This is a genomic window from Paenibacillus sp. HWE-109, from assembly GCF_022163125.1.
Classification (GTDB): Bacteria; Bacillota; Bacilli; order Paenibacillales; family NBRC-103111; genus Paenibacillus_E.
Genome location: NZ_CP091881.1, coordinates 8,886,632 through 8,909,899 on the forward strand (window position 1 = coordinate 8,886,632; position 23,268 = coordinate 8,909,899).

Genomic DNA, 23,268 nt, shown 5'->3' on the forward strand with positions numbered 1-23,268 from the left:
GGGGGGTTCAGATGAAAGCGATCGTATGTGAACAGATTGAGCAGTTTAACTTTGTAGAGATGAAGGAGCCTACTGTCAAAGCGGGTGAAGCCATCGTTCGTATCAAAAGAATCGGTATCTGCGGGACGGATTTACACGCCTATAAAGGGAATCAGCCATTTTTCAGCTACCCGCGTGTGCTTGGTCATGAACTCTCCGGTTATGTCGAGGAAATCGGCGAAGGGGTCTTGGGACTGCAGGCTGGCGATCTGGTCAGCGTCGTCCCCTATATGCATTGCGGAACATGCATTGCTTGCCGCAATGGCAATACAAACTGCTGTATCGATATGAAAGTACTTGGCGTGCATATGGATGGAGGAATGAGAGAGTTGGTATCTATACCTGCCAGCCATCTCATTAAAACCGAAGGGCTGACGCTGGATCAAGCTGCGATGCTGGAGCCGCTTAGCATCGGAGCTCACGCTTTGCGAAGATCGGGGCTTCGCGCAGGTGAAACTGCGCTCGTCATTGGCGCAGGGCCGATCGGACTCGGCGTCATGGTCCTGGCGAAGCAGTTTGGCGCGACCGTCATCGCGATGGACATCAATGATGAGCGGCTGGCGTTTTGCCGCAAGTGGGCAGGCGTCGATCAGACCGTGAATGCGCTGCAGCAGCCGAAGGAGCAGCTCGCTGAGCTAACGAACGGCGATATGCCCACTGTGGTCTTCGATGCGACCGGCAACGCGCGGTCGATGACGGACTCCTTCGGACTTGTCGCGCATGGCGGCAAGCTCGTGTACGTTGGCCTCGTGAAGGCGGATATCACGTTCCATGATCCGGATTTTCATAAGCGGGAGCTGACGCTGATGGGCAGCCGCAACGCAACGATGGAAGATTTCGACACCGTCCGTGAAGCGATGCAGAGCGGAGTTATCGACATTGAGAGTTATATCACGCACCGTGCTTCCTTCGAGGATATGATCGGGGAGTTTGATACATGGCTCAAGCCGGAGTCCAAGGTGATTAAAGCGATCGTTTGTTTGTAAAGGCGTGCCCAACTGCTTGTAGGCAGATGGGCGCGTTTTTTTTTAGAAAGTATAAGCTTTTGGGTGGATTTAAGGGGTTTTCCCTTTTTAGTTGACGTCCACCGCAGGCCTCTTTGCTTTGGAGGTTTTCAGTCTTGAGTGGTATCTAATGAACTGTAGGATGCTTATCGACGAGAAAATGGCTGCTTTGGAGATGTAATGAACTGGATTGGCATTATTCGGTACTTTATTGTCGGAAAGGTAATCAATTGCTTGAAATAGCGCATCTGGCATTCATTAGATTTTCAGAATGGGCGATTTTGGCCGAATAAAGGGTATTGAGTTCGTAAGGAAACTTGCGAAGGTGTATGGATTTGAAGACCTAGCCGTAGGCTAGGTCTTTCTTATTGGTGATACAACCTACTTCTGGATGCTGTCGATCCTCTTGAGAGGATGAAAAACAGAGCTAAGGTGGGCGGAAAGTGCGAACTGGCCTCCGTAAAGATAGAAAACGGCCTTAAGGTTGAGGGATGCTTCAAATCCTCCAACCTTTTTTTAATATATGAGTTATATGTTTTGGAGTGAACGCGGAGTTACTCCAGCTGCCTCACGCAGAGGGAACTACAGTACGCTATTCTAGCCAAAAGTGGCAGTATCGAGAGGTTGAGGGAACTACAGTACGCTATTTTGCTGTTTCTTGGGAATCTTCAACGCTTTTTGTGAAAATAAGACCCTGTAGTTCCGCTATCCCCCTCGCATCCCTACTTTTTGCCTAATTAGCGTCCCCTAGTTCCCTTACTAGGTTTTGCCGCTAAGAAGAGACTGACTGATCTATCAGGATAGCGAATCCGGTTTTCTTATTTACTTCAGGGTTCTATCAGCAAAGCAAGCTACTACGTGAACTAAGGAGCGCTGCATAATGGACGGTAAGTAAGTTGGTATGGAGGTGGCTGCTCAAGTCATGGGAAGTTATCTGCTCCGATTGATCCCGGTTATTCGTTCAACACTCTGATCTTGTACTATATCCACAATAACATGTCGTGTTCGTGTTATGTATATTAACATAAACTTAATAAATAATTTACACTGCGAGGATGATTTAGTAATATAATGAAAGAAACTAAAAACAAATAAAACAAATTAATAAAACTAAATTAACTTGTTTTCATGTTGTTTTTAGGACTAAAAATATTATTTTAAACGAATTGGAGGCATTAGGATGTTTATTCATTTTAAAAAAGTGCTAATTATTACGTTAGCAACTACGGTCGTCGCAACTTCAAACATTCCTCTGTTTGGAAACTCTCTCACTGCATCTGCCGCAATTATCCCCTCTGATTATGCTCTGCACATGCTTTTTGAGGATAACTTGACGGATAGTTCGCAAAATCTTTTAACTGCAACCCCTGTCGGGGGATTGTCTTATGCTCCGGGACGAATCGGCAGTGCGCTGAATATTGATTCTTCAAGCGCATCCAAGCAATACGTCAACTTGGGAAAACCAGATCAACTTCAGTTTGGCACAGGAACCAGCTTTACCCTTGCTTTCTGGGTGAAATCGAATGGCGTTTCATCAGACCCTCCCATCATTTCCAATAAGGACTGGGACGGCGGCAGCAATGTTGGCTATGTCGTCGCTTTAAAGGATACGCGCTTGATATGGAACTACAATACGGACGGCGGTTCAAGAGCGGATGCCTCTATTCCTAACGTTGCGGACGGCGCTTGGCATCACATCGTGATTTCGCACGATCGGGCAACAGGACGCGTTGATTTTTATAAAGACGGAAACCCTGTAACGGTAGACATAACGAGTGGAAGTAATTATAACAACATTTCAAGCGCAGTAAATATTACGGGACGGACAGGCACGCTGGATTCTGGTCTGTCAACGATGATTGGCAATGATGGTACCGGCAATTATTCCGCCAATTTGACAGCTCGGCTTGATGATTTTCAGATTTTGCGAAAAGCTGTTACGGCGCAAGAAGTTTTAGATGCCTATAACGCCATTCCTCCCCGTGACCCTGAAAAATTCAATGGCGCTCTGAACTTGATAGGCGCCCAGCATACCGTTCAGGGTTCGCAATTTCACTACAACCTGGATCTTCGTACACCGGACATGAACAAAGTGATTGATAAAGCAGATGTTGAACTCGCGTATGACAGTCATTTATTTGAATTCGTCAGTGCGTCGCGCGCGACTTCCATTGACACTTCCGTGCCGGGAATCTTGAAGCTGAGCTTGCCTGGGGGGATCGTTTACAGCAACATCAATCCGCTTGAATTCAAGAATTCCAGAATTTCCGAGCTGATCTTCAAAGCGAAAGCTCCTTCAGGTCAAGGAACCATTGAAGTAAAGAATGCGGATTTCTATAACGGTACGGATAAAATAGAAATTGAATCTTTGAATAAGCCGGCTGCTACCGTTCAAATCCATTCCAAAGCGTCTGAAGATCTCAATAAGGACGGCCATGTGACGGTTGGGGATGTTGTTTTGGCCCAAGGCAACTCTGACGAGGTTTTACAAAAAATTGCCGACAAAGCCAAATTTACTCCTTATAAACGTGTTGTTGTCATTGGGATCGACGGTGGAGGCGTTTCGGTTTCGCCCAATGCGCCATATTGGGAAACTCCTAATTCCGTCAAAGTGGCAGTCGGAAGCCGCCTAAACATCCCGTCGATTAGAAACATCATTGACCATGGCGCTATCTCCTATACCGTCAAAACAACGCTGCCATCCAGTTCTTCGCCAAACTGGGGCGCGATGATATCCGGCGTTGATTACAGTAAACATAAGATTGGTAATGATATCAGCGAAGCTTATACCTATGATGAAGCTTCCCCTTATCCGACATTCTTTAAAAAAGTAAGATCAGCCATGCCTGAAACTAAGCTAGCTGCTTTTTTAACTTGGAACAACATTTTCACTGGTCATATTGAACCGTCTGTCGGTGTTGAGGACTACCCCTCGAATGATGAAGGCAATGCCGCTGCCTTCGCTCAGTATATAGCAGATGGGAAAGCTGCCGATGCATCCGTGATTTTCATACATTTGGATGATATGGATCATGAGGCGGGGCACATATACGGTTTTTATACGAAAAAATATTATGATCAATTAGCGAAAACCGACTTGAACGTAGGCGTAATTTACAATGCTTTGAAAGATAATCAACTGCTAGACGATACACTTATTTTAATGCTGCCTGATCATGGCGGAGGCACCGAAAATGCCAATCATACGTTAGGAAGCTCCACTTCGCACGGCCAAGACTCACCGCTGTCAACGACCACATTCATGGCGGCGAACGGAAGAACGGTAGCTGCGGATGTCGGGAAAGAGAAGCTTTTGCAAGGCGGCACAACCAAAGATTTGGCAGCGACTGTTCTCACCGCTCTAGGTATCGATCCTGCAATTGGGGATTCCAAGGTGATTGACGGGATGTTCATCCAGCAGAAAAATCAGCATAAGCCGGATGCTTCCAACTTGAAGTTAACCAAAGTCGTCTCTTCAACTACTCAGCAATTAAAAAGATATGAACTGTCCATCGGTGAGCTGAAATCGGACGCGAAAGCGATGGATCTTGACATCCAGACAAATGATTTGTCGGTCGTATCCGTGGAACCTGTTCAACCCGGCGTCAAGGTGCTGCGCAATGAAACGGCAAATGGCGTGACGAGAATCATTCTTTCCTCGGATACAGGCATTGTTGCCGATCAGCCCATTGTCAATATCCTTGTTGGATCGCAGGGAGCCAATCCCTCCGCAGCTCTTAAAGACGCCATGGTTGCCGATCCGCAGGCCAAAGAAACGATGCCGAACTTAACTAGTGCGGAAAAACAAGAAAGTGATATTCCGGTGACAAGCGTAGAAGTCACCCCTGCGAACCTATCGATATATGAAGGACAAACTGTAGAACTTTACGCCAAAGTGCTGCCTGCTACAGCGAGCAATCAGGCGGTGACATGGACCACAAGCGATTCTTCGGTCGCGGCACTTGAATCCAGAGGTGACAAGGCCGTTATTACTGGTATCAAACCAGGTACGGCAACAATCACGGCGACTGCAGCGGATGGAAACTTTACATCGCAAAGCACTGTCACTATACAAGCTAAACCAGTAGAAACGACATTATACTCTATCAAATTGGATGGGAAAACTTCACTGAATATCGGCCAGCAAGACCAAACCATCGTTCAGGCAACGTACAGTGATAACAGTGTGATTCAGCCTGTTTCCGGTATCGTTTTCAGCAGTACGGTTCCAACTGTAGCAACTGTTGATTCGCATGGTTTGGTAAGCGCGCTTGGGGTGGGGACGACAGTCATTGGAGCAACATATGGTGGATTGATGGGTCAGTATACGCTTACGGTCACTAGTTCCAAACCAGTAGAAACGACATTGTCTTCCATTAAAATGAACGGAAAAGCTTCATTGTATATAGGCCTACAGGATCAAACGACGGTTAAGGCGAAATACAGTGATAACAGCGAGACCCAACCTGTGTTCGGCATCACTTTCAGCAGCAGTGCCCCATTTGTGGCGTCCGTTAACTCGCAAGGTTTGGTAAGTGCGCTCGGGGTGGGGACGACAGTTATTGAAGCAACGTATGGCGGATTGATGGATCAATATACACTTACTGTAAATTCTTCATCGACAGAGCCAGACTACGAGCCTGCGCCAACCACGCCGCAAGAGCAGACTAAGCCTGCGGAACCTGCAAAACCGGTCGAACCGACAAAACCCGCGCTTCCAGAAGTATTTAATCCAGAACTTGTCAAGCTGGACACGCTGATCAAAAGCATGGAATCCAAAGTCAAAGAAGCGAAAAAGCAAAGCAACATCATTTCTTTCACAGATTTGCCTACTGCACATTGGGCAGGGAACCTCATTCACAAATTCGCAGCAATAGGTGTCGTTCAAGGGTATGAGAACGGAACTTTCGAGCCTGATGGCAAGGTGACGCGTGCAGAGTTTGCGACTCTCATTTCCCGCATATTCGAAATTAACGGTGAGCCTGTTCGCAGCCTGACACTGAATGATCTGAACACGCACTGGGCGAAAACAGTGATCGAAAAGCTAGCCAATCTCGGCATCTTGAACGGTTACGAAGATTCCTCATTCAAACCAGATGCAACGATTAGCCGTGCTGAGATGGTAGCTATCGTCAGCCGCATCGTAAACATACGCTCTGTTCAACAGGAAAGCACATCTAGCTTCGCCGATATTGCTAGCTCTTTTGCCGAGGAGCAAATCAAAGAAGCATCCAAAGCGGGAATCATTAGCGGATTAGGCGATGGCCAGTTCCATCCGAATAGTCCTGCGACCCGCGCCGAGGCGCTTACGGCTATCATGAATATCCTAAATCTTAATCCAGAAATTAAGCAGTTGTTGGACAGCTTGAAATAAGCGTTTCTGAGAATAGAGATAGTTTTGAAAAATACCCAGCTGATCAACGAGATCAGTAGGGTATTTTTATTTCTGAAATACCCGCTCACCCAAGCGCAGGATCAAGCTTTGCAATAAAAGCAGCAGCAGCTGTCGAAAGCGGCATATTGCGCAAAGTAATAATGCCGATTTTGGTTGATGGGATCGCAGCGTCCAAGTTTACTTCAAACAAACTGCCCTCGGCGAGTTCCTTCGCGACGAATTCCTTCGTGACGAAGGAGACGCCAAACCCGATCTTCGCGAATTCAATCAGCAGATCCACACTGCCCAGCTCGATCTCCGGCTCCAGCATGAGGCCATGGTCGCTGAATAGACGGGTGACGAATTTCCGCGAGGAGCTGTTGCTCGAAAATAAGATGATCGGGTATTTCAGCAGATCAGCAAGCGAGACCTTACCTAAAGCCAGTTCGCGGTATTTCGGTCCGGTCACGAAGCAATCTTGAATGGTAATGCCCTCACGGACTTGCATCTGCTCATCCAGAATAGGCGTCCTGACGATCCCGATATCGATTTTCCCTTCCTTTAATTGTTTTACAATTTCCGGTGTGGTGCCGTTTACCAGATTGATTTGCACATGTGGATACTGGTCGTGGAAAGACTCCAGGAAAGGAAGCAGGTAGTGCTTGCATAAGGAGTCGCTGCCGCCGATTTTGATTTCCCCGCTGGAAAAGGTGCGAAGTTCATGGAGTTTTTCTTCCGCGAGGGAAATGAAGTTGTACGCTTGCTCGATATAGGAAAATAAAATGGAACCTTCCTTGGTCAGTTCAACTCCTTTGGACGTGCGGGCAAATAATTGCAGCTTCAATTGATCTTCTAATAATTTAATGGAGTGAGAGACGCTGGGCTGGGTAATGAACAGCTCTTTGGCTGCTTTGGAAAGGCTTCCAGATTTGGCGGTCAAATAAAATACTTTGTACAACTCAAAATTAACCATATAGACACCTTCTATACCTAGTATCGAAACTATCAATTATTTGAATGGCTGATCTACTCTTATAATAAGGAGTAGATCCAGCAATTACAACTTAAATGATGGAGGCGAACTTCTTTTGAATCAAGCCACAGCCAGTTTAGAAACATTAAGCATAAATACGATCCGGACTTTGACGATCGACGCTGTTGAAAAAGCAGCGATGGGTCATCCCGGTATGCCGATGGGAGCAGCGCCTATGGCGTATGCGCTTTGGACGCAGCACTTGAAGCATAATCCGGCCAATCCCAAGTGGGTGGATCGCGATCGCTTCGTATTATCAGCGGGTCATGGCTCGATGCTGCTCTACAGCCTGCTGCATTTAAGCGGTTACGATGTGACGATTGAAGACATCAAGGAATTCCGCCAATGGGGAAGCCGGACACCAGGGCACCCAGAGTACGGGCATACAGCAGGCGTGGAAGCTACAACGGGACCTCTGGGCCAAGGTGTTGCCATGGCTGTAGGTATGGCGATGGCTGAAGCGCATCAAGCTTCTGTTTATAATAAACCGAGCTTTCCGATCGTTGATCATTACACCTATGCTATCTGCGGTGATGGTGATTTAATGGAAGGCGTTTCATCTGAGGCTGCCTCCCTGGCGGGGCATCTGAAATTGGGCAAATTAATCGTGCTCTACGATTCCAACGATATTTCACTTGACGGTGAATTGAATATGTCGTTCTCCGAGAATGTTAAGACGCGTATTGAATCCTACGGATGGCAATACTTACGTGTGGAAGAACAGAACAACGTCGAGGCGATTGCCGCTGCGATCGCCGAGGGCAAGGCGGATCTCGAGCGCCCAACGCTGATCGAGATCAAAACAACGATCGGCTATGGCAGTCCGAACAAAGCCGGCAAAGGCGGCCACGGCGGCACGCACGGCTCGCCGCTTGGCAAAGAAGAGCTGCTGCTGACGAAGCAGGCGCTCGGTTGGCCTTTGGAGCCGGACTTCTATGTGCCGGCTGAGGTTTACGCCCATTTCGCCCATTTCAAGCAGCTGGGCGGAGAAGCTCAAACTGCCTGGGAGCAGCTGTGGAACAGCTATCAGGCGGCGTATCCTGAGCTCGCGCAGCAATTCGAGCTCGCGAACAGCGGTGATCTTCCGGCCGATTGGAAGGCAGATATGCCGCGCTTTACCCCGGAGAGCGGCGCGATCTCGACGCGTACGGCATCCGGCAAAGTGATTAACGGCTTGGCGAAGCGGGTACCTTATCTTGTAGGCGGCTCTGCCGATCTGGCAAGCTCCAACTTCACCATGATTAATGACGCCGCGGCGTTTAGCAGCGCGGATTATAGCGGCCGCAACTTCTGGTTCGGCGTCCGTGAATTCGCCATGGGTGCAGCCTTGAACGGCATGCTGCTGCACGGCGGCGTGCGTGCCTTCGGCGGAACGTTCCTCGTGTTCAGCGACTATCTTCGTGGCGCGATTCGCTTGTCCGCGCTGATGAAGCTGCCGGTGGCGTACGTCTTCACGCACGACAGCATCGCTGTCGGCGAAGACGGCCCGACGCATCAGCCGATCGAGCAGATCCCATCCCTGCGGATGATTCCGGATGTGACGTTGTTCCGTCCTGCGGACGCGAACGAAACAGCTGCCGCTTGGCAGTACGTCCTCGAGGCGAAGGAAGGTCCTTTCGTATTCGCGCTTTCGCGCCAGAACCTGCCAGTGCTGCCGGGCACGGATACGCTTGCTTTTGACCATATTCATCAAGGGGCCTATGTGTTGTCCGATGTGGCTGCTGGCGAAACCATCGCTGTTCAGCTTATCGCGACAGGTTCTGAAGTAAGCCTTGCACTTGACGTGAAGAAGCAGTTGGCGCAAGATGGTATTGGGGCTCGTGTGATTTCGATGCCAAGCCGTGAACTGTTCGAGCAGCAGCCTGAAGAAGTGCGAAATGCCGTACTGTTACCGAATGTACAGGCGAATGTCGTTCTGGAGATGGCTTATCCTGCTGGTTGGGAAGAAATTACGGGCGGCAGCGGCTTCGTTGTCGGGATTCGTAAGTTCGGGGCATCGGCCAAAGCGGATCGTGTGATTCGTGAATATGGCTTTACCGCAGAAGCAATCGTACAACAAATCAGACAGAAGTATTTCCAATAAGAACCCAACAGGGGAGAAAAGGTAGGGATACAGGATGAAATTGTTTATCGACACAGCCAATGTAGAAGAAATTCGTAAAGCGCACGCGTTAGGCGTAGTTGCGGGGGTTACGACTAATCCTTCACTGATTGCCAAAGAGGGAAGAGACTTTTTTGAAACTGTCAAAGAAATCATCTCCATCGTAGGCGATGTACCAATCAGTGCAGAAGTCGTTTCCTTGAAAGCGGACGAAATGGTAGAGCAAGGCAAGAAGCTCGCTAAGCTTAGCCCGAATGTTGTGATCAAGCTTCCAATGACATTAGATGGCCTGCAAGCAACAAGCGTTTTCCGTTCACTGGGCATCCCAACGAATGTAACGCTGATCTTCAGTTCGACACAAGCTTTGTTGGCTGCTCGTGCGGGTGCTACGTATGTATCGCCGTTTATCGGCCGTTTGGACGATATCAACCAAGTGGGGATGAATCTGATCAAAGAGATCAGCCAAATTTTCCAAGTACACGGGATTAAATCCGAAATTATCTCTGCCAGCGTTCGTCACTCTGCGCACGTGATTGAGGCTGCACTTGCAGGGTCGCATATTGCTACTGTGCCATATAAAGTAATCGAGTCTATGAGCAAACATCCGCTGACTGATGCTGGTATTGAGAAGTTCCTAGCCGATTGGGAAGGCGCGAATCAAGAGAAGTTCTAAGGAGATTTCAGAGCATGATTATCAGCAATGTGGAGCATTTTGAAGCGGAGCGCCATTTATGGCCTGCGGCCATTCAAAGGGGTATCGACTACATTTTAAATCGCAAGTTAGGTGAGGCAGTGCTTGGGAGATACGATCTCGAAGGTGAGAAAGGTGTCCTGATGTATGCCAATGTGCAAGAGTCTGTTACTCGTCCTTCCTTGGAGCAGGTGCCGGAATCTCATGCCGTCTATACAGATATTCAATTCTTGGTAAGCGGGGAAGAGAAAATTTGTTTCTACAAGCTTCATCCCGGTGCCAAAGTGGTTGATAACAAGTTCGAGACGCACGATATCGCTTTCTATGAATCTGATCCTGCTGAGCAGGAAACAGAAATCTTGTTAAAGCCTGGCATGTTTGCTGTCTGCTTTCCTTCGGATATTCACAGACCGAACTGCGTGATAAATGAAAGCCAAACGATAAAGAAAATCGTGGTTAAGGTTCATAAGGATCTTTTATAGATGTTAATGTTGGGAAAACTTCTCTGGGTCATGTTGATGACCTCAGGGAAGTTTTTTTGTTGTAATCAAAGAATAGGTTTGGGGGACAGATCCCTTATTTCGCGTGAATCCGCCTATTTCGGGGGCGAAACTGCGAAATAGAGGAACAGAGTTCCGCATGAGGTCCAAATAGAGCGGTTATTGCCAGAATAGAGGAACGACGTTCCCTCTGGAGTGGATTTGTTACTGGTGGTGGAGCTAATTAGATGGTTGGGAGAACGAGGAGAGTAGCTGTAAGGAAAAGTAGCTGTTAGTTGGGCGGGAGCGGCAGCCATCTGTGGTTAGAGGAACTACGATCCGCTATATGTGGTAAATCGGCCGATGTGCGCATCCATGCGGAACTACGATCCGCTATCTCGCGCGAATCCGCCCGTTTCGGGGGCGAAACAGCGAAATAGAGGAACAGAGTTCCGTTTGAGGTCAATTTAGCGTGGTTTTTGCCAAAATAGAGGAACGACGTTCCCTCTGGAGTGGAATTGTTACTGGTGGTGAAGCTAATTAGATGGTTGGAAGAACGCGGAGAGTAGCGGTAAGGAAAAGTAGCTGATTAGTTGAGCGGGGGCGGCAGCCGTCAGTAGTTAAAGGAACTACGATCCGCTATATGTGGTAAATCGGTCGATGTGCGCATCCAAGCGGAACTGGGATCCGCTATTTCGCGTGAATCTTCCCATTTCGGGGGCAAAACTGCGAAATAGAGGAACAGAGTTCCGCATGAGGTCCAAATAGCGCGGTTATTGCCAGAATAGAGGAACGACGTTCCTTCTGGAGTGGATTTGTTACTGGTGGTGGAGTTTATTGGATGGTTGGGAGAACGCGGAGAGTAGCTGTAAGGAAAAGTAGCTGATTAGTTGGGCGGGAGCGGCAGCCGTCAGTGGTTAGAGGAACTACGATCCGCTATATGTGGCAAATTGGCCGATGTGCGCATCCATGCGGAACTACGATCCGCTATCTCGCACGAATCCGCCCGTTTCGGGGGCGAAACAGCGAAATAGAGGAACAGAGTTCCGTTTGAGGTCAATTTAGCGTGTTTTTTGCCAAAATAGAGGAACGACGTTCCCTCTGGAGTGGAATTGTTACTGGTGGTGGAGCTAATTAGATGGTTGGGAGAACGCGGAGAGTAGCTGTAAGGAAAAGTAGCTGATTAGTTGGGCGGGAGCGGCAGCCGTCAGTAGTTAAAGGAACTACGATCCGCTATATGTGGTAAATCGGCTGATGTGCGCATCCAAACGGAACTGGGATCCCCTATTTCGCGTGAATCCGCCCATTTCGGGGGCGAAACTGCGAAATAGAGGAACAGAGTTCCGCATGAGGTCCAAATAGCGCGGTTATTGCCAGAATAGAGGAACGACGTTCCCTCTGGAGTGGATTTGTTACTGGTGGTGAAGCTAATTAGATGGTTGGGAGAACGAGGAGAGTAACTGTAAGGAAAAGTAAAATACATAGTATTTGACAAGGTAAACGTAATATATGTCATCGTCAAAGAGGTGGACACTACGTATAATTTGCAGTAGGAGCCATTCAAAATTATGAATATAACCCAGAAAATAGAAGGAGGTGAGAGGAAAACGGGGGCGTTGGTTGTTAAGAAGAAAGCGCATTCTTAGGGGAAGGAGGGTTTTGACTGAGCGAACAGGTACGTCAGTAGTGGAAATATCATGAACTTCATACTAATCAACTTGGAGGTGCGAGGCATGTCAATCCGCAAAATTTCATGGAAAAGCAAACATGTACTTATTTGTACGCTAATCGCAATTATTCTCTTAACGCAATTCGTTGCTTACGGTCAGTCTTCAGCAGCCACGAACTTGGCTTCAGGCAAAGCCGCTACGGCAAGCGGATACAATCAAACGTATGTAGCCGGAAATGTGACGGATAGCAATCAGGCGACTTATTGGGAAAGCGCTAATAACGCCTTTCCACAATGGATTCGCGTTGATTTGGCAAGTGCAAGCACGGTAACCCAGCTTGTTTTGAAGCTTCCAACTTCCAATTGGGGATCGCGGACACAAACCCTCTCCGTTTTGGGCAGTACAGACGATGTGAACTATACAACTATTCAAGCTTCACAAACGTATACTTTCGATGCGAACAGCGCAAATACGGTGACGATTAATTTGACTAGTTCGACGGCTCGCTATATTAAGTTAAACTTTACGGCGAACTCCGCTTGGCCTGCGGCACAATTGTCTGAACTCGAAGTGTATGGAACAACAGCTTCTACTCCGACACCGACAGCTACGCCAACTGCGACACCTACGACGACACCAACTCCGACACCAACTGCAACACCAACTGCAACACCAACGCCTACACCGGGAAATGGCACTAACTTGGCTCTCGGCAAAACGATTAGCGGATCGTCCTCCATCTTTACTTTCATACCAACGAATGCCAATGACGGCAGTGTCACAACTTACTGGGAAGGAAATGCGAACAGTTATCCGAATACGCTGGCTGTAAGTTTAGGAGCGAATGCGAATGTCACTTCCATCGTTTTAAAATTAAATCCGGATTCGGCTTGGGCGACACGGACACAAACGATCCAAGTGCTTGGACACGATCAGTATTCGGCGAATTTTACGAACTTAGTGGCTGCTGCCGTATATACGTTTAATCCAGCCAACGGCAATACAGTGACGATTCCAGTCACAGCTACTGTCAGTGATGTACAATTGAAGATCACGACGAATTCCGGTTCAACAGGCGGACAAATTGCTGAATTTCAAGTTATCGGCACACCAGCGCCTAACCCTGATTTAAGTATTACAGCTACGACGTGGACACCGGGTTCTCCCATTGAAACCGACGCGATTACTTTAACCTCGACCGTCCAAAATATCGGTACAGCGGGCTCGGCAGCGACAAACGTGAATTTCTACTTAGGAACGACAGCGGTCGGTTCAGCGCCAGTTGGCGCATTAGCAGCGGGAGCATCGGCGAATGTCTCCGTGAACATTGGCGCCAAGGATGCCGGAACGTATACCGTGACATCCAAGGTAGATGAAGCCAATGCCGTGATCGAACAGAATGAAGCGAACAATAGCTTCACGAGCGCTTCGTCCTTGACTGTCAATCAAGTTTCCAGCTCTGATCTCATCGCTTCTTCAATAAGCTGGTCCCCTAGCAACCCATCTGCGGGCAACACGGTCAGCTTCTCGGCAGCGATTAAGAATCAAGGAATCGCAGCCTCTGCAAGCGGAGCCCACACAGTAACCTTAACGCTTACGGACGCCACGACCAACGCAGTTGTCAAAACAGCAACGGGCACCTACAGTGGTGTGATTGCTAGCGGCGCAACGACAAGCGTCATAAACCTGGGTACATGGACAGCTGTGAACGGGAAATACAATCTCAAGATTCAAGTTGCTGTTGATGGCAACGAGTTGGCCGTGAAACAAGCCAATAACCTTACGACCCAATCCTTTTTCGTCGGACGCGGGGCTAATATGCCTTATGATATGTACGAAGCCGAAGATGGCGTCATTGGCGGAGGTGCGGCCATTGTTGGTCCGAACCGTACGATCGGCGACTTGGCTGGTGAAGCTTCAGGCCGCAAAGCGGTCACGCTGAATACAACTGGCAGCTATGTGCAATTCACTACAAAAGCGAGTACCAATACGCTAGTTACACGCTTCTCCATACCGGATGCAGCGGGCGGTGATGGCCAATCGAACACATTGAATATTTATGTGAACGGTGTGTTCACCAAAGCGATCAACCTAACATCCAAGTATGCCTGGTTGTATGGCTCCGAAACATCGCCTGGCAATTCACCTGGCAGCGGAGCACCGCGACATATTTACGATGAGGCGAATATCATGTTTGATACCACGATCCCGGCTGGCAGTACCATCAAGCTGCAGAAGGATGCGGCGAATACAACCAATTATGCCATCGACTTTATCAATCTGGAACAGGTAGCGCCGATTGCTAACCCAGATCCGGCTAAGTATGTCACACCTGCAGGCTTCACCCACCAGGATGTGCAAAATGCTTTGAACCAAGTCCGCATGGACACAACAGGCAATTTGGTTGGGGTTTATCTGCCAACAGGCAACTATGAAACGTCCAATAAATTTCAAGTATATGGAAAATCTATTAAAGTCATTGGCGCAGGCCCATGGTATACGCGATTTATCGCGCCGCAGGGGCAATCCAATACCGACATTGGCTTCTCTGTAACATCGACAGCGAATGGATCAACGTTTGCCAACTTTGCTTACTTTGGCAATTACACTTCGCGGATTGATGGCCCTGGCAAAGTATTTGATCTGTCCAATGTTGGCAACATGACGATCGACAACATTTGGGTTGAGCATCAAGTATGCTTCTTCTGGGGGGCCAACACCGACTACATGACAATCAAAAACTCGCGGATTCGCGATACGTTCGCAGATGGTGTAAACATGACGAATGGAAGCACCAATAATCTCGTTACCAACATCGAAGCACGTTCCACGGGCGATGACAGCTTTGCCTTATTCTCGGCGATTGATGCTGGCGGGGCTGACGAGAAGGATAATATTTTCGAAAATCTAACGTCACTGCTTACTTGGCGCGCAGCCGGTCTTGCCGTCTATGGCGGCTATGGCAATACGTTCCGAAACATTTATATTGCCGATACGTTGTGCTACTCAGGCATCACGATCAGCTCGTTGGATTTCGGTTATCCAATGAACGGATTCGGCGCTTCGCCAACAACCAATTTACAAAATATTTCGATCGTGCGCGCTGGCGGCCACTTCTGGGGTTCACAAACGTTCCCGGCGATCTGGGTATTCTCAGCGTCCAAGGTATTCCAAGGCATTCGCGTAAGCGACGTGGATATCATTGATCCTACTTATCACGGCATCATGTTCCAGACGAATTACAGTGGAAGCACGCCGCAAAATCCAGTGACAGATACGATATTTACGAATGTTTCAATCTCAGGCGCTCAAAAGAGCGGGGATGCTTTCGATGCCAAATCCGGGGTTGCCATCTGGGCTAACGATATGCCGGAAGCGGGGCAAGGTCCTGCTGTAGGCTCAGCGGTATTCAACCATTTGACGCTAACGAACAATGTGACGAATATTAAGAATACAACATCGACGTTCACCATTACTGTTAACCCGTAAATTGACAAAGCCGCTTCTCTTGCCATCAGGGCAGGAGAGGCGGCTTTGTTGTGTTCTGTGGAGCTGTTTATGCTTTGCTCGGCATCATTCTCGCTTTACGCCAGTTGCCGAATTGATAGTATAGTACATTCAGAATGACGGCTACCGTGAAGCTGATCGGGAAACTCCACCAAATCACATCGAATCCGTACGAGTGTGCCAAGACTGTGGCAAGCGGGATACGCACAATCAACAGCGCTATGAAAGACACGATCAGCGGGAATATCACCGCGCCTGCGGAACGGACTACGCCCGCAACGACGTTGAAAATACCGAAAATTACGAATGACCAGAGCGTAATATTGTTGATGTGAACGCCGATGTCTATCGCTTTGCCATCTGTAGGAAGGAAGAGCCCTACGACCTGACGGTTGAACAGATGAAGGAAGACGACGATAATCCCTGTCATGATGATATTCATGCCAACGCCAGACCATGTGATGCGGGTTACTCGATCCCATTTGCCAGCACCGATGTTTTGCGCGGCCATGGAGGTGACAGCACCGCCAATCGCCATAGCGGGCATTTGCACATAGCTGGAGATTTGGGTTGCGACACCGAACGCAGCCGTTGATTCCGAGCCGAAGGAGTTAACTAAATGAATGAGAATCAGGTTGCTTAGTGAGACTACAACCATATTCAACCCCATGGGCAATCCTTTTTGAAATAACGCACGAATAATGGACAAGTTCAAGCGAAGCAAGTGTGTGTCTGTTTTCGTGATTCGCAGAAAATATTTCTTTTGATACAAGTACAACAGCAGCATAACGAAGCTGATAAGCTGGGCGATAAATGTCGCGACGGCTGAGCCGGCGATGCCCATTTTGGGAAATGGACCCATGCCTTCAATCAGCAGTGGATTGAGAATAACGTCCAAGATGGCGGAGAGCAGTAAGAAATAAAAGGGCGTTTTGGCATCCCCGGAGCCGCGCAAAATCGCCATAATGAGGTTGAACCCAAACATAAACGGAACACCTGCAAAGATAATGCGTGTGTAGGTTACTGCAAGATCCTTCACATCGGCAGGTGTATTCATCCAATCGAGAATTGTGGAGGAGAACAGCAGTCCTACCAAGGCGACGATCAAGGATAAAGTAAAGAAGAAGACGGCGCTGGTCCCGACGACTTTCTTCGCTTCATCGACCTTTTTGGCGCCGAGGTTCTGGCCAATCATAATGACCGCGGCCATCGCGAATCCGAATATCGCACTGATCAGAAAGAACATGATCAGGTTCGCATTGGAGGTAGCGGCTAGTCCGCCTTCACCTAAGTACTTGCCTATCCAAATAGCATTGATGGATCCATTTAGGGTCTGCAGGACGTTGCCGAACAGGATAGGCAGTGAAAATAAAAACAGGGTTTTGGCAATCGGACCTTCCGTTAACGAAGGCCGAACCTTTTGTGCGGCAGTTCCACTCATGTCGTTCTCCTTATCCTAACTAGCAAAATAACAATCCACCGTTATTATACCAGTTTCATCCGACATGCTGAAACTCTCTATTTTCGAATGCGACGATCGAACAAGAAAGGGCCGAATGGGATGAATGCGGCAAGAAAAGCAAGCAGCACGCGCAGCATGGACCAGCGATGAAGGAAGGTTACCCATGCGAGAGACAGCAGATACAGGACGAATAAAGCGCCGTGGGCCATCCCGACGAAGAGGACGGCTTGCGGTGTATGGAAGAAGTATTTGAGCGGCATGGCAATGAGCAGCAAAACAAGGAAGGATGTTCCTTCCGCCCATCCAACATAGCGTAGTAGATTTAATGATCGTTGTAACATGTAAGCAACTCCTTACTTAGTCTAAATTCCTCTGTAGTGTAAGGAAGAATTATGAATGGAATATGAACATTATGTTTCAATTGGACACAACCTATTTTTTCTAGTACGATGTTACTAGTAAGCTATTATTCTGCTGATAGAGCAGCTTCATACAGGTAGGAGGAATTCACATGCTACGTCTTGGTGAGAAAATTATCGTTATTGCCGATAGTTTAGAACAAAATCTGCCGATCGGCGGATATGGATATATTATTGCTTACGACAGAAATAACGATAATATCTTCGATTACGTTGTTCGTGTTCCCAAAGATAATAAACACTATTATGTACCTGCTTCGGATATTGAGCTTGAAGAAGTGATTCTTCATCAGGAAGCCGACCTTGTCGAGCGGGAAGCATTGATAGATTTCGCATTAGCCACGAAAAATGAGGAGTTGTTTCGGAGAATTATGAACGGCGACCCTAGTGAAGAGTCAGATATTGAACGAGATAAAGAAGTTCAGTCCACCGAAGATTTCATTAAGCAAATCGGCCTGAAGGCGTGGATCTAAATACAAGGGAATAAGGTGGGACAGGGTAATTACCTGTTCCACCTTTTTTTGTTGTTGATATTAGGAAGAAATGGTGGTACATTAATATCCGAACACAAAACTAAATTGGTATTTTAGTTCTGAGAGGTGAGGGAATGGATCCTAAGAAAATTCTGATTATGGAATCAGCGAAGAAATCTTTTGCGCTTTTTGGATACAAAGGCACGACGATGGATCAAATTGCTAAAATTGCGGGCGTCGGTAAAGCGACGATTTATACGTTTTTTGCCAATAAAGAAGAACTTCTTCATGAAATTATTCAGTCTTTGATTGCCGAGATGAAAGCTGTTGCGGAGAAAGCGATTGTTGAAGGAGAGACGACCTTTGAGAAAATTCATGGAGCGCTTTACGGCATCCTCGTTTTTCGCAAAGAACATGAACTGCTTATTCAACTAGCCCATGAGGTTCAGCAATTCGGCAGTCCGATCACGCTGGACGCGATGGCAAGTATTGAGACTGAAGTCATACAGTTCATGACGGAGCATATGCAGCGCGCCATACATAACGGTTCGATGAAAAACTGTGATCCGAAGATGACGGCTTTCATTTTATTCAAGTTGTACGTGGCTTTGGTTTTTGACTGGGAAAAGCAGAACGAGCCATTAACCGATGAGAAAATTTTGAATCTGCTGCAAATTTATTTTGGTAATTTCATTCTTTCTTAGTTTTTTTTATTTCATATTATGCGGAGGGTTATTCATGCGATTTATTCGACCAATGGTTTATTCGGCGATGGCAGTTGTCATCGGAACGAGTGCATTTCTTTTAACATCCAAACAGGCAGTCAGCCAAACAGATGCTGTTAATCAACTGCATCCAACTGCTTATATTGAAACGAATGAAGTGAGCGCCAGCTTCAAGGTAGGCGGAAGAGTGACTGAAATTTTGGTCAAAGAAGGCGACAGCGTGAAGAAGGGGCAAGTACTTGCCCGTTTGCAAAGCACAGAGATCGAAGCCAAAGTGCAGCAGGCCAAGGCCGCGGTTGCGCTAGCGCAGGGGAAAATCGCCGAAGCAGAGGGCGCGACAGCGACTGCGGAAGCGAAGAAGCAGCAGGGCATCGCCGGCGTGAATGTCACCGTGGATACCGCTGAACAGCAAATCGCGCAAGCGCAGGCTGCTGTCAGTGCGGCACAAGCCAAGGTCGACGGACTTCACAACGGGGCGCGTCCGGAAGAGAAGAAGCAAGCGGAGATTCAGTTCCAGGCAGCATCGGAGGTTTATGCCATTGCTGAACAGAACCTGAATCGGATGAATGCGATGCTCGCACAAGGTCTCGTCGCACAAGCGGACGTGGACAAAGTGAAGGTGAGCTTCGAGGAAGCGAAGACGAAGCGGGACTTGGCCCAGCAGCAGCTGAACATGGCCAATCAAGGACCGCGCGAAGAAGAGATTCGCGGAGCGGAAGCCCTGCTCGCCCAAGCGCAGGCTACGCTCAAGCTTGCAGAAGCGAACCGTGGCACGGTGCAGGTTCGCCAAGGCGATGTTGCCGCAGCGGATGCGGCGGTGCAGCAAGCCCAGGGCGCGATTAAATCCGCGCAATCCGGTGAACTGCAAGCGAAGGCTGCTCAGTTGGAAGCCGAGACGTACCTCAGCTACACAGATCTGGTTGCTCCAACAGACGGTGTTGTACTGTACCAATCTGCTCAAGTCGGCGAGCTTGTTGGCTCTGGGTTCCCTGTGTTCTCGGTGGAGTCGACTGAGCAGCGCTGGGCTAAGTTCTACATGCCGGAGACTTCCGTTGCTGGCCTTAAAGTTGGCAACAAAATCAACATGACCATGCTGTCGACAGGCGAGAAAGTGGAGGGTACCGTTACAACCGTAGCGGCAGCACCTGATTTTGCCATAAAGAAAGCTACGCAAACCTCAGGTGAGACGGACATCCGTTCGTTTGGGATCAAAATCGAATTAAACCAACTGCCAGACACAGCAACAACCGGGATGACGCTGCAATGGATCGGTAAAACGGAAGGATGATGAAGGAGATGGATCTTCGGATTGGCAAGCTGATTACAGAAGAATGGATGCACATTCTGAAGGACCGACGTCTTTTTCTGATCTTGTTCTTCGTTCCGATCATGTACACCGTGCTGTTTGGCTCGATATATGTCCATCACAAAGTAACCGAAATGGCTACTGTCGTGATTGATGAAGACCAAAGTCCGCTAAGTCGTCAAGTGATTCAAGCCTTCGAGCAGAGTGAAACATTCCAGATTAAGAAGGAATATCATTCGGAGGAAGAAGTGAAGCGGGCGCTGGAAACGGGAGAAGCCAAAGTAGGCTTAATTATCCCGTCCAATTTCGAAGCGAAGCTCAAGCATGGCGAATCCCTGCCGCTGCTTACGCTGATCGATGGCAGCAACATGATGATTTCGAACTCAGCGACCAAAGGCGCGAACGAAGTAATCACAACATTCAGCATGGGGTACTCCCAGAAGAAATTACAGCTTCAGCAAGGACTTCAGAATGAGCAAGTGATGAACACCCTGTCCCCGATTCCATATCGCTATCGGATTATGTACAATTCAACTTTTAACTATAGTGATTTTATGCTCTATGGTTTGGTTGGAGCGATTTTGCAGCAAGTTTTGTTCTTAGGCATAGCGTTGACAATCACCAGGGAAAAAGATGCCGGAACGTGGCAGCGGTTCGAAGCTTGGAAACGGAATCCATGGCGCATCGCCTATGCGAAAACCGCACCCTATTTCTTGATTAATCTATTTAACACATCGGTGACGTTCGTCATTGCTCTGTATGCGTTCGGCGCGCCAATGAGCGGCAGCCTGCTGGTCGGCTTGGCGATTATTCTCAGCTTTACCTTCGCCGTCAGCGGGATCGGTTATTTGATCAGCTTATTCTCTTCGAACCAGCTGGGGGCGACACAGACGGCGATGTTAATTGCTGTTCCGTCCTTTATGCTTTCGGGTTTCACATGGCCGTTTGAGGCTATGCCCAAAGCGCTTCAAGTGTTCGGTCATATGCTTCCGCTCACGTATTTCCTGGACGGCGTTCGTAATGTTTTCGTCAAAGGCAATGATTTTGCCGTCATTAGGCACGATTGCCTGTCACTTATTTTAACTGGAGCCATCACCTATTTTGCAGCCATGTTGTTAACGCGCTTTGTGGTCTTTTCCAAAAAGAAAGAGAAGGATGCCGCCATCAGTACGAAGCCCACACAACCTGCGCTGACCAACGGATCGAACATATCGGCATAACCATCAAGGAAGGAAGCGATTTTTTTGAAAAAAACGCTCATCAGCTTATCAGCAGCCCTGTTACTCCTTTCCAGCACGCAAGCCATTAGCTATGCGGACACGGTGCAAGACCCTAATCAAAATGTCTATGTGAATGTGGATGTCCTGGATACTGTGTCTGCCATCGACTTAACGTATGTCCTGGATAAAGCTTTGAAAGATTCCCACAATCTAGCGCTGCTTACATTGAAATATGCCGCCCAAGGCAGCAAAAAAGCCGACCTGGAATCACAAATGGACACGATGGGTTCGGCCTCTTTTACACCGGGTCATTTGCCGAGTACAGTGGCAGAGGTTACGAATACGGGAAATCCGCTCTTGCCGAATTTGACAGATCCAATCGATATTGCCTGGACCGTGACGCAGAATAATGTCATGAACCAGATGATGCAGGGAATGGGCGCCCTGGCCGGCGGGATGAACACGATCATTTCTGCGCAGCGGGCGCAAATGAAGACAGCAGCGCATCAGCTGGGGACTGATCAACGGAACTCACTGCTGCAAACGGATGAGGCCAAGGCGGGAATTCGCCTTCAGACGATTGCGCAATATGTGCAATTGCTAGGTCAGAAAAAGCAACTGGATTTTATGAACGACTATACTGCGGTTATGGAAAAAGATTTGCTTCGGGCAACGCTCTTTGCCCAGCAAGGCTTGGCATCAGCAGATGATGTGCAAACCGTCCAAAAGGCCATTAATAAGCAAAAGGACGATATAGCAACACTGCTTAACAACTATCGTTTGGGACTTGTTCAGCTATCTACAGATATTGGAATTTCCTATGATCCTAATCTGGTCATCCAAGATATCCCTAACATTTCACTTGACCCGATCACGGAAACGGATACGACCAGCCTGCTCAAAACGTCCTACCAAATGAAATCTTCCGGCAATAACATGGATGAAGCCGTTTGGGAGACGGGGCATACAGTCACTCAGAATACTTACGGAGACACGTATTTAGGTGTTAATTTGGCAATCAACGGGCAGAAGAACGAGCAAACAAAGCTCGAATTAACGAAGAAAATTCAAACGACCTATCATGATGCCACAAATGCCTATCAAGCCGTTCTTACCGAGCAGCGAAACGTAACGGATATTCAGGCTGATCTGGCGAAAATGAAATTCCGTTATGACGTCGGCGTTCTCGCCAAGCATGATCTGAATAAATTTCAGCTGAAAGTTCAGCAGAATGAAACGACCTTAACAGCTGCCAAGCTGAAATATTACGTGTTAAAAGAAAAAGCCAAGGCGATGGACACAGGCTTTATTCAATAGTTAATTGCCAACCACAGTTCTGAGTGACGGGTCAAAGCCTGCACGGAAAAGGAACTGTGGTTTTTTCTGGATTGAGTTCGCAAAATTTCTGGGATATAATGAAAAGAATGACTAAATGCTGATACAAGGGGTGTAGAAAACTTGAGCATAACCAAAACAGATGTCGATCACGTCGCGAAGTTGGCTAGACTCGATTTAAGTGATACGGAGAAAGAGCTATTTACGGAACAGTTGAATGCGATTTTAAAATATGCCGAACAGTTGAATGGACTGAATACGGAAGGTGTCGTTCCGACAAGTCATGCGATGCCCATGGTGAACGTCATGCGTGAAGATGTCACGGCGCCATCGCTGCCGATTGAGAAGGTTTTACTGAACGCCCCCGATCATGAAGACGGGCAATTCAAAGTTCCGGCTGTTTTAGAATAGAGAACCAGATGAAAGGGAG

The 23,268-nt window shown here is 48.1% G+C and carries 15 protein-coding genes; 12 read left to right on the top strand and 3 right to left on the bottom strand.

Annotated elements, in window-relative coordinates; translation table 11 throughout:
• The first annotated feature begins 11 nt into the window (after positions 1 to 11).
• Both LOZ80_RS38185 and LOZ80_RS38190 read left to right on the top strand, forming a co-directional pair.
• Positions 12 to 1,025 carry a zinc-binding alcohol dehydrogenase family protein gene (locus LOZ80_RS38185; RefSeq protein WP_238169367.1) on the top strand — a complete coding sequence of 338 codons (1,014 nt, stop codon included), beginning with the start codon at positions 12 to 14 and terminating at the stop codon, positions 1,023 to 1,025.
• A gap of 1,198 nt (positions 1,026 to 2,223) precedes the next feature.
• Positions 2,224 to 6,417: an S-layer homology domain-containing protein gene (locus LOZ80_RS38190; RefSeq protein ID WP_238169368.1), complete on the top strand. Its 4,194-nt coding sequence runs from the start codon at positions 2,224 to 2,226 to the stop codon at positions 6,415 to 6,417.
• Positions 6,418 to 6,502: 85 nt separating this feature from the next.
• Here LOZ80_RS38190 and LOZ80_RS38195 read toward each other — a convergent pair whose 3' ends face one another.
• Positions 6,503 to 7,390 (bottom strand): LysR family transcriptional regulator, encoded by an 888-nt coding sequence (locus LOZ80_RS38195; protein WP_238169369.1) that lies wholly within the window; start codon positions 7,388 to 7,390, stop codon positions 6,503 to 6,505.
• A 115-nt stretch (positions 7,391 to 7,505) separates the two neighbouring features.
• Here LOZ80_RS38195 and tkt point away from each other — a divergent pair, with 115 nt between their 5' ends.
• The 4 genes from tkt to LOZ80_RS38215 all read left to right on the top strand — a co-directional run bounded on the left by tkt (position 7,506) and on the right by LOZ80_RS38215 (position 15,880).
• Positions 7,506 to 9,533: a transketolase gene (gene tkt, locus LOZ80_RS38200; RefSeq protein ID WP_238169370.1), complete on the top strand. Its 2,028-nt coding sequence runs from the start codon at positions 7,506 to 7,508 to the stop codon at positions 9,531 to 9,533.
• A gap of 34 nt (positions 9,534 to 9,567) precedes the next feature.
• The gene (gene fsa / locus LOZ80_RS38205; protein ID WP_079418788.1) at positions 9,568 to 10,224 is read left to right on the top strand and encodes a fructose-6-phosphate aldolase; all 657 of its coding nucleotides are present in this window, start codon (positions 9,568 to 9,570) and stop codon (positions 10,222 to 10,224) included.
• 14 nt (positions 10,225 to 10,238) lie between these two features.
• A complete protein-coding gene (locus LOZ80_RS38210; protein WP_238169371.1) occupies positions 10,239 to 10,724 on the top strand; it encodes a NanQ anomerase/TabA/YiaL family protein in 486 nt (161 codons plus the stop codon).
• A gap of 1,730 nt (positions 10,725 to 12,454) precedes the next feature.
• Positions 12,455 to 15,880, top strand: a complete 3,426-nt coding sequence (locus LOZ80_RS38215) for a discoidin domain-containing protein (protein ID WP_238169372.1) — start codon at positions 12,455 to 12,457, stop codon at positions 15,878 to 15,880.
• A 67-nt stretch (positions 15,881 to 15,947) separates the two neighbouring features.
• Here LOZ80_RS38215 and LOZ80_RS38220 read toward each other — a convergent pair whose 3' ends face one another.
• On the bottom strand, positions 15,948 to 17,339 hold the full coding sequence (locus LOZ80_RS38220) for an MATE family efflux transporter (RefSeq protein ID WP_238169373.1): 1,392 nt from the start codon (positions 17,337 to 17,339) through the stop codon (positions 15,948 to 15,950).
• Positions 17,340 to 17,416: 77 nt separating this feature from the next.
• A complete protein-coding gene (locus LOZ80_RS38225) occupies positions 17,417 to 17,701 on the bottom strand; it encodes a DUF3817 domain-containing protein (RefSeq protein WP_189019809.1) in 285 nt (94 codons plus the stop codon).
• A 170-nt stretch (positions 17,702 to 17,871) separates the two neighbouring features.
• Here LOZ80_RS38225 and LOZ80_RS38230 point away from each other — a divergent pair, with 170 nt between their 5' ends.
• The 6 genes from LOZ80_RS38230 (at position 17,872) to gatC (ending at position 23,249) form a co-directional block, all read left to right on the top strand.
• On the top strand, positions 17,872 to 18,252 hold the full coding sequence (locus LOZ80_RS38230) for an ATPase (RefSeq protein WP_238169374.1): 381 nt from the start codon (positions 17,872 to 17,874) through the stop codon (positions 18,250 to 18,252).
• A gap of 134 nt (positions 18,253 to 18,386) precedes the next feature.
• Positions 18,387 to 18,956 (top strand): TetR/AcrR family transcriptional regulator, encoded by a 570-nt coding sequence (locus tag LOZ80_RS38235; RefSeq protein WP_238169375.1) that lies wholly within the window; start codon positions 18,387 to 18,389, stop codon positions 18,954 to 18,956.
• Positions 18,957 to 18,990: 34 nt separating this feature from the next.
• Entirely contained in the window at positions 18,991 to 20,265 is a 1,275-nt protein-coding gene (locus LOZ80_RS38240; protein ID WP_238169376.1) for an HlyD family secretion protein, read from the top strand.
• A gap of 8 nt (positions 20,266 to 20,273) precedes the next feature.
• Positions 20,274 to 21,503 carry an ABC transporter permease gene (locus LOZ80_RS38245; RefSeq protein WP_238169377.1) on the top strand — a complete coding sequence of 410 codons (1,230 nt, stop codon included), beginning with the start codon at positions 20,274 to 20,276 and terminating at the stop codon, positions 21,501 to 21,503.
• A 24-nt stretch (positions 21,504 to 21,527) separates the two neighbouring features.
• The gene (locus LOZ80_RS38250) at positions 21,528 to 22,820 is read left to right on the top strand and encodes a TolC family protein (RefSeq protein ID WP_238169378.1); all 1,293 of its coding nucleotides are present in this window, start codon (positions 21,528 to 21,530) and stop codon (positions 22,818 to 22,820) included.
• Between the two features lie 141 nt (positions 22,821 to 22,961).
• The gene (gene gatC / locus LOZ80_RS38255; RefSeq protein ID WP_079414022.1) at positions 22,962 to 23,249 is read left to right on the top strand and encodes an Asp-tRNA(Asn)/Glu-tRNA(Gln) amidotransferase subunit GatC; all 288 of its coding nucleotides are present in this window, start codon (positions 22,962 to 22,964) and stop codon (positions 23,247 to 23,249) included.
• The last annotated feature ends 19 nt before the right edge of the window (positions 23,250 to 23,268 follow it).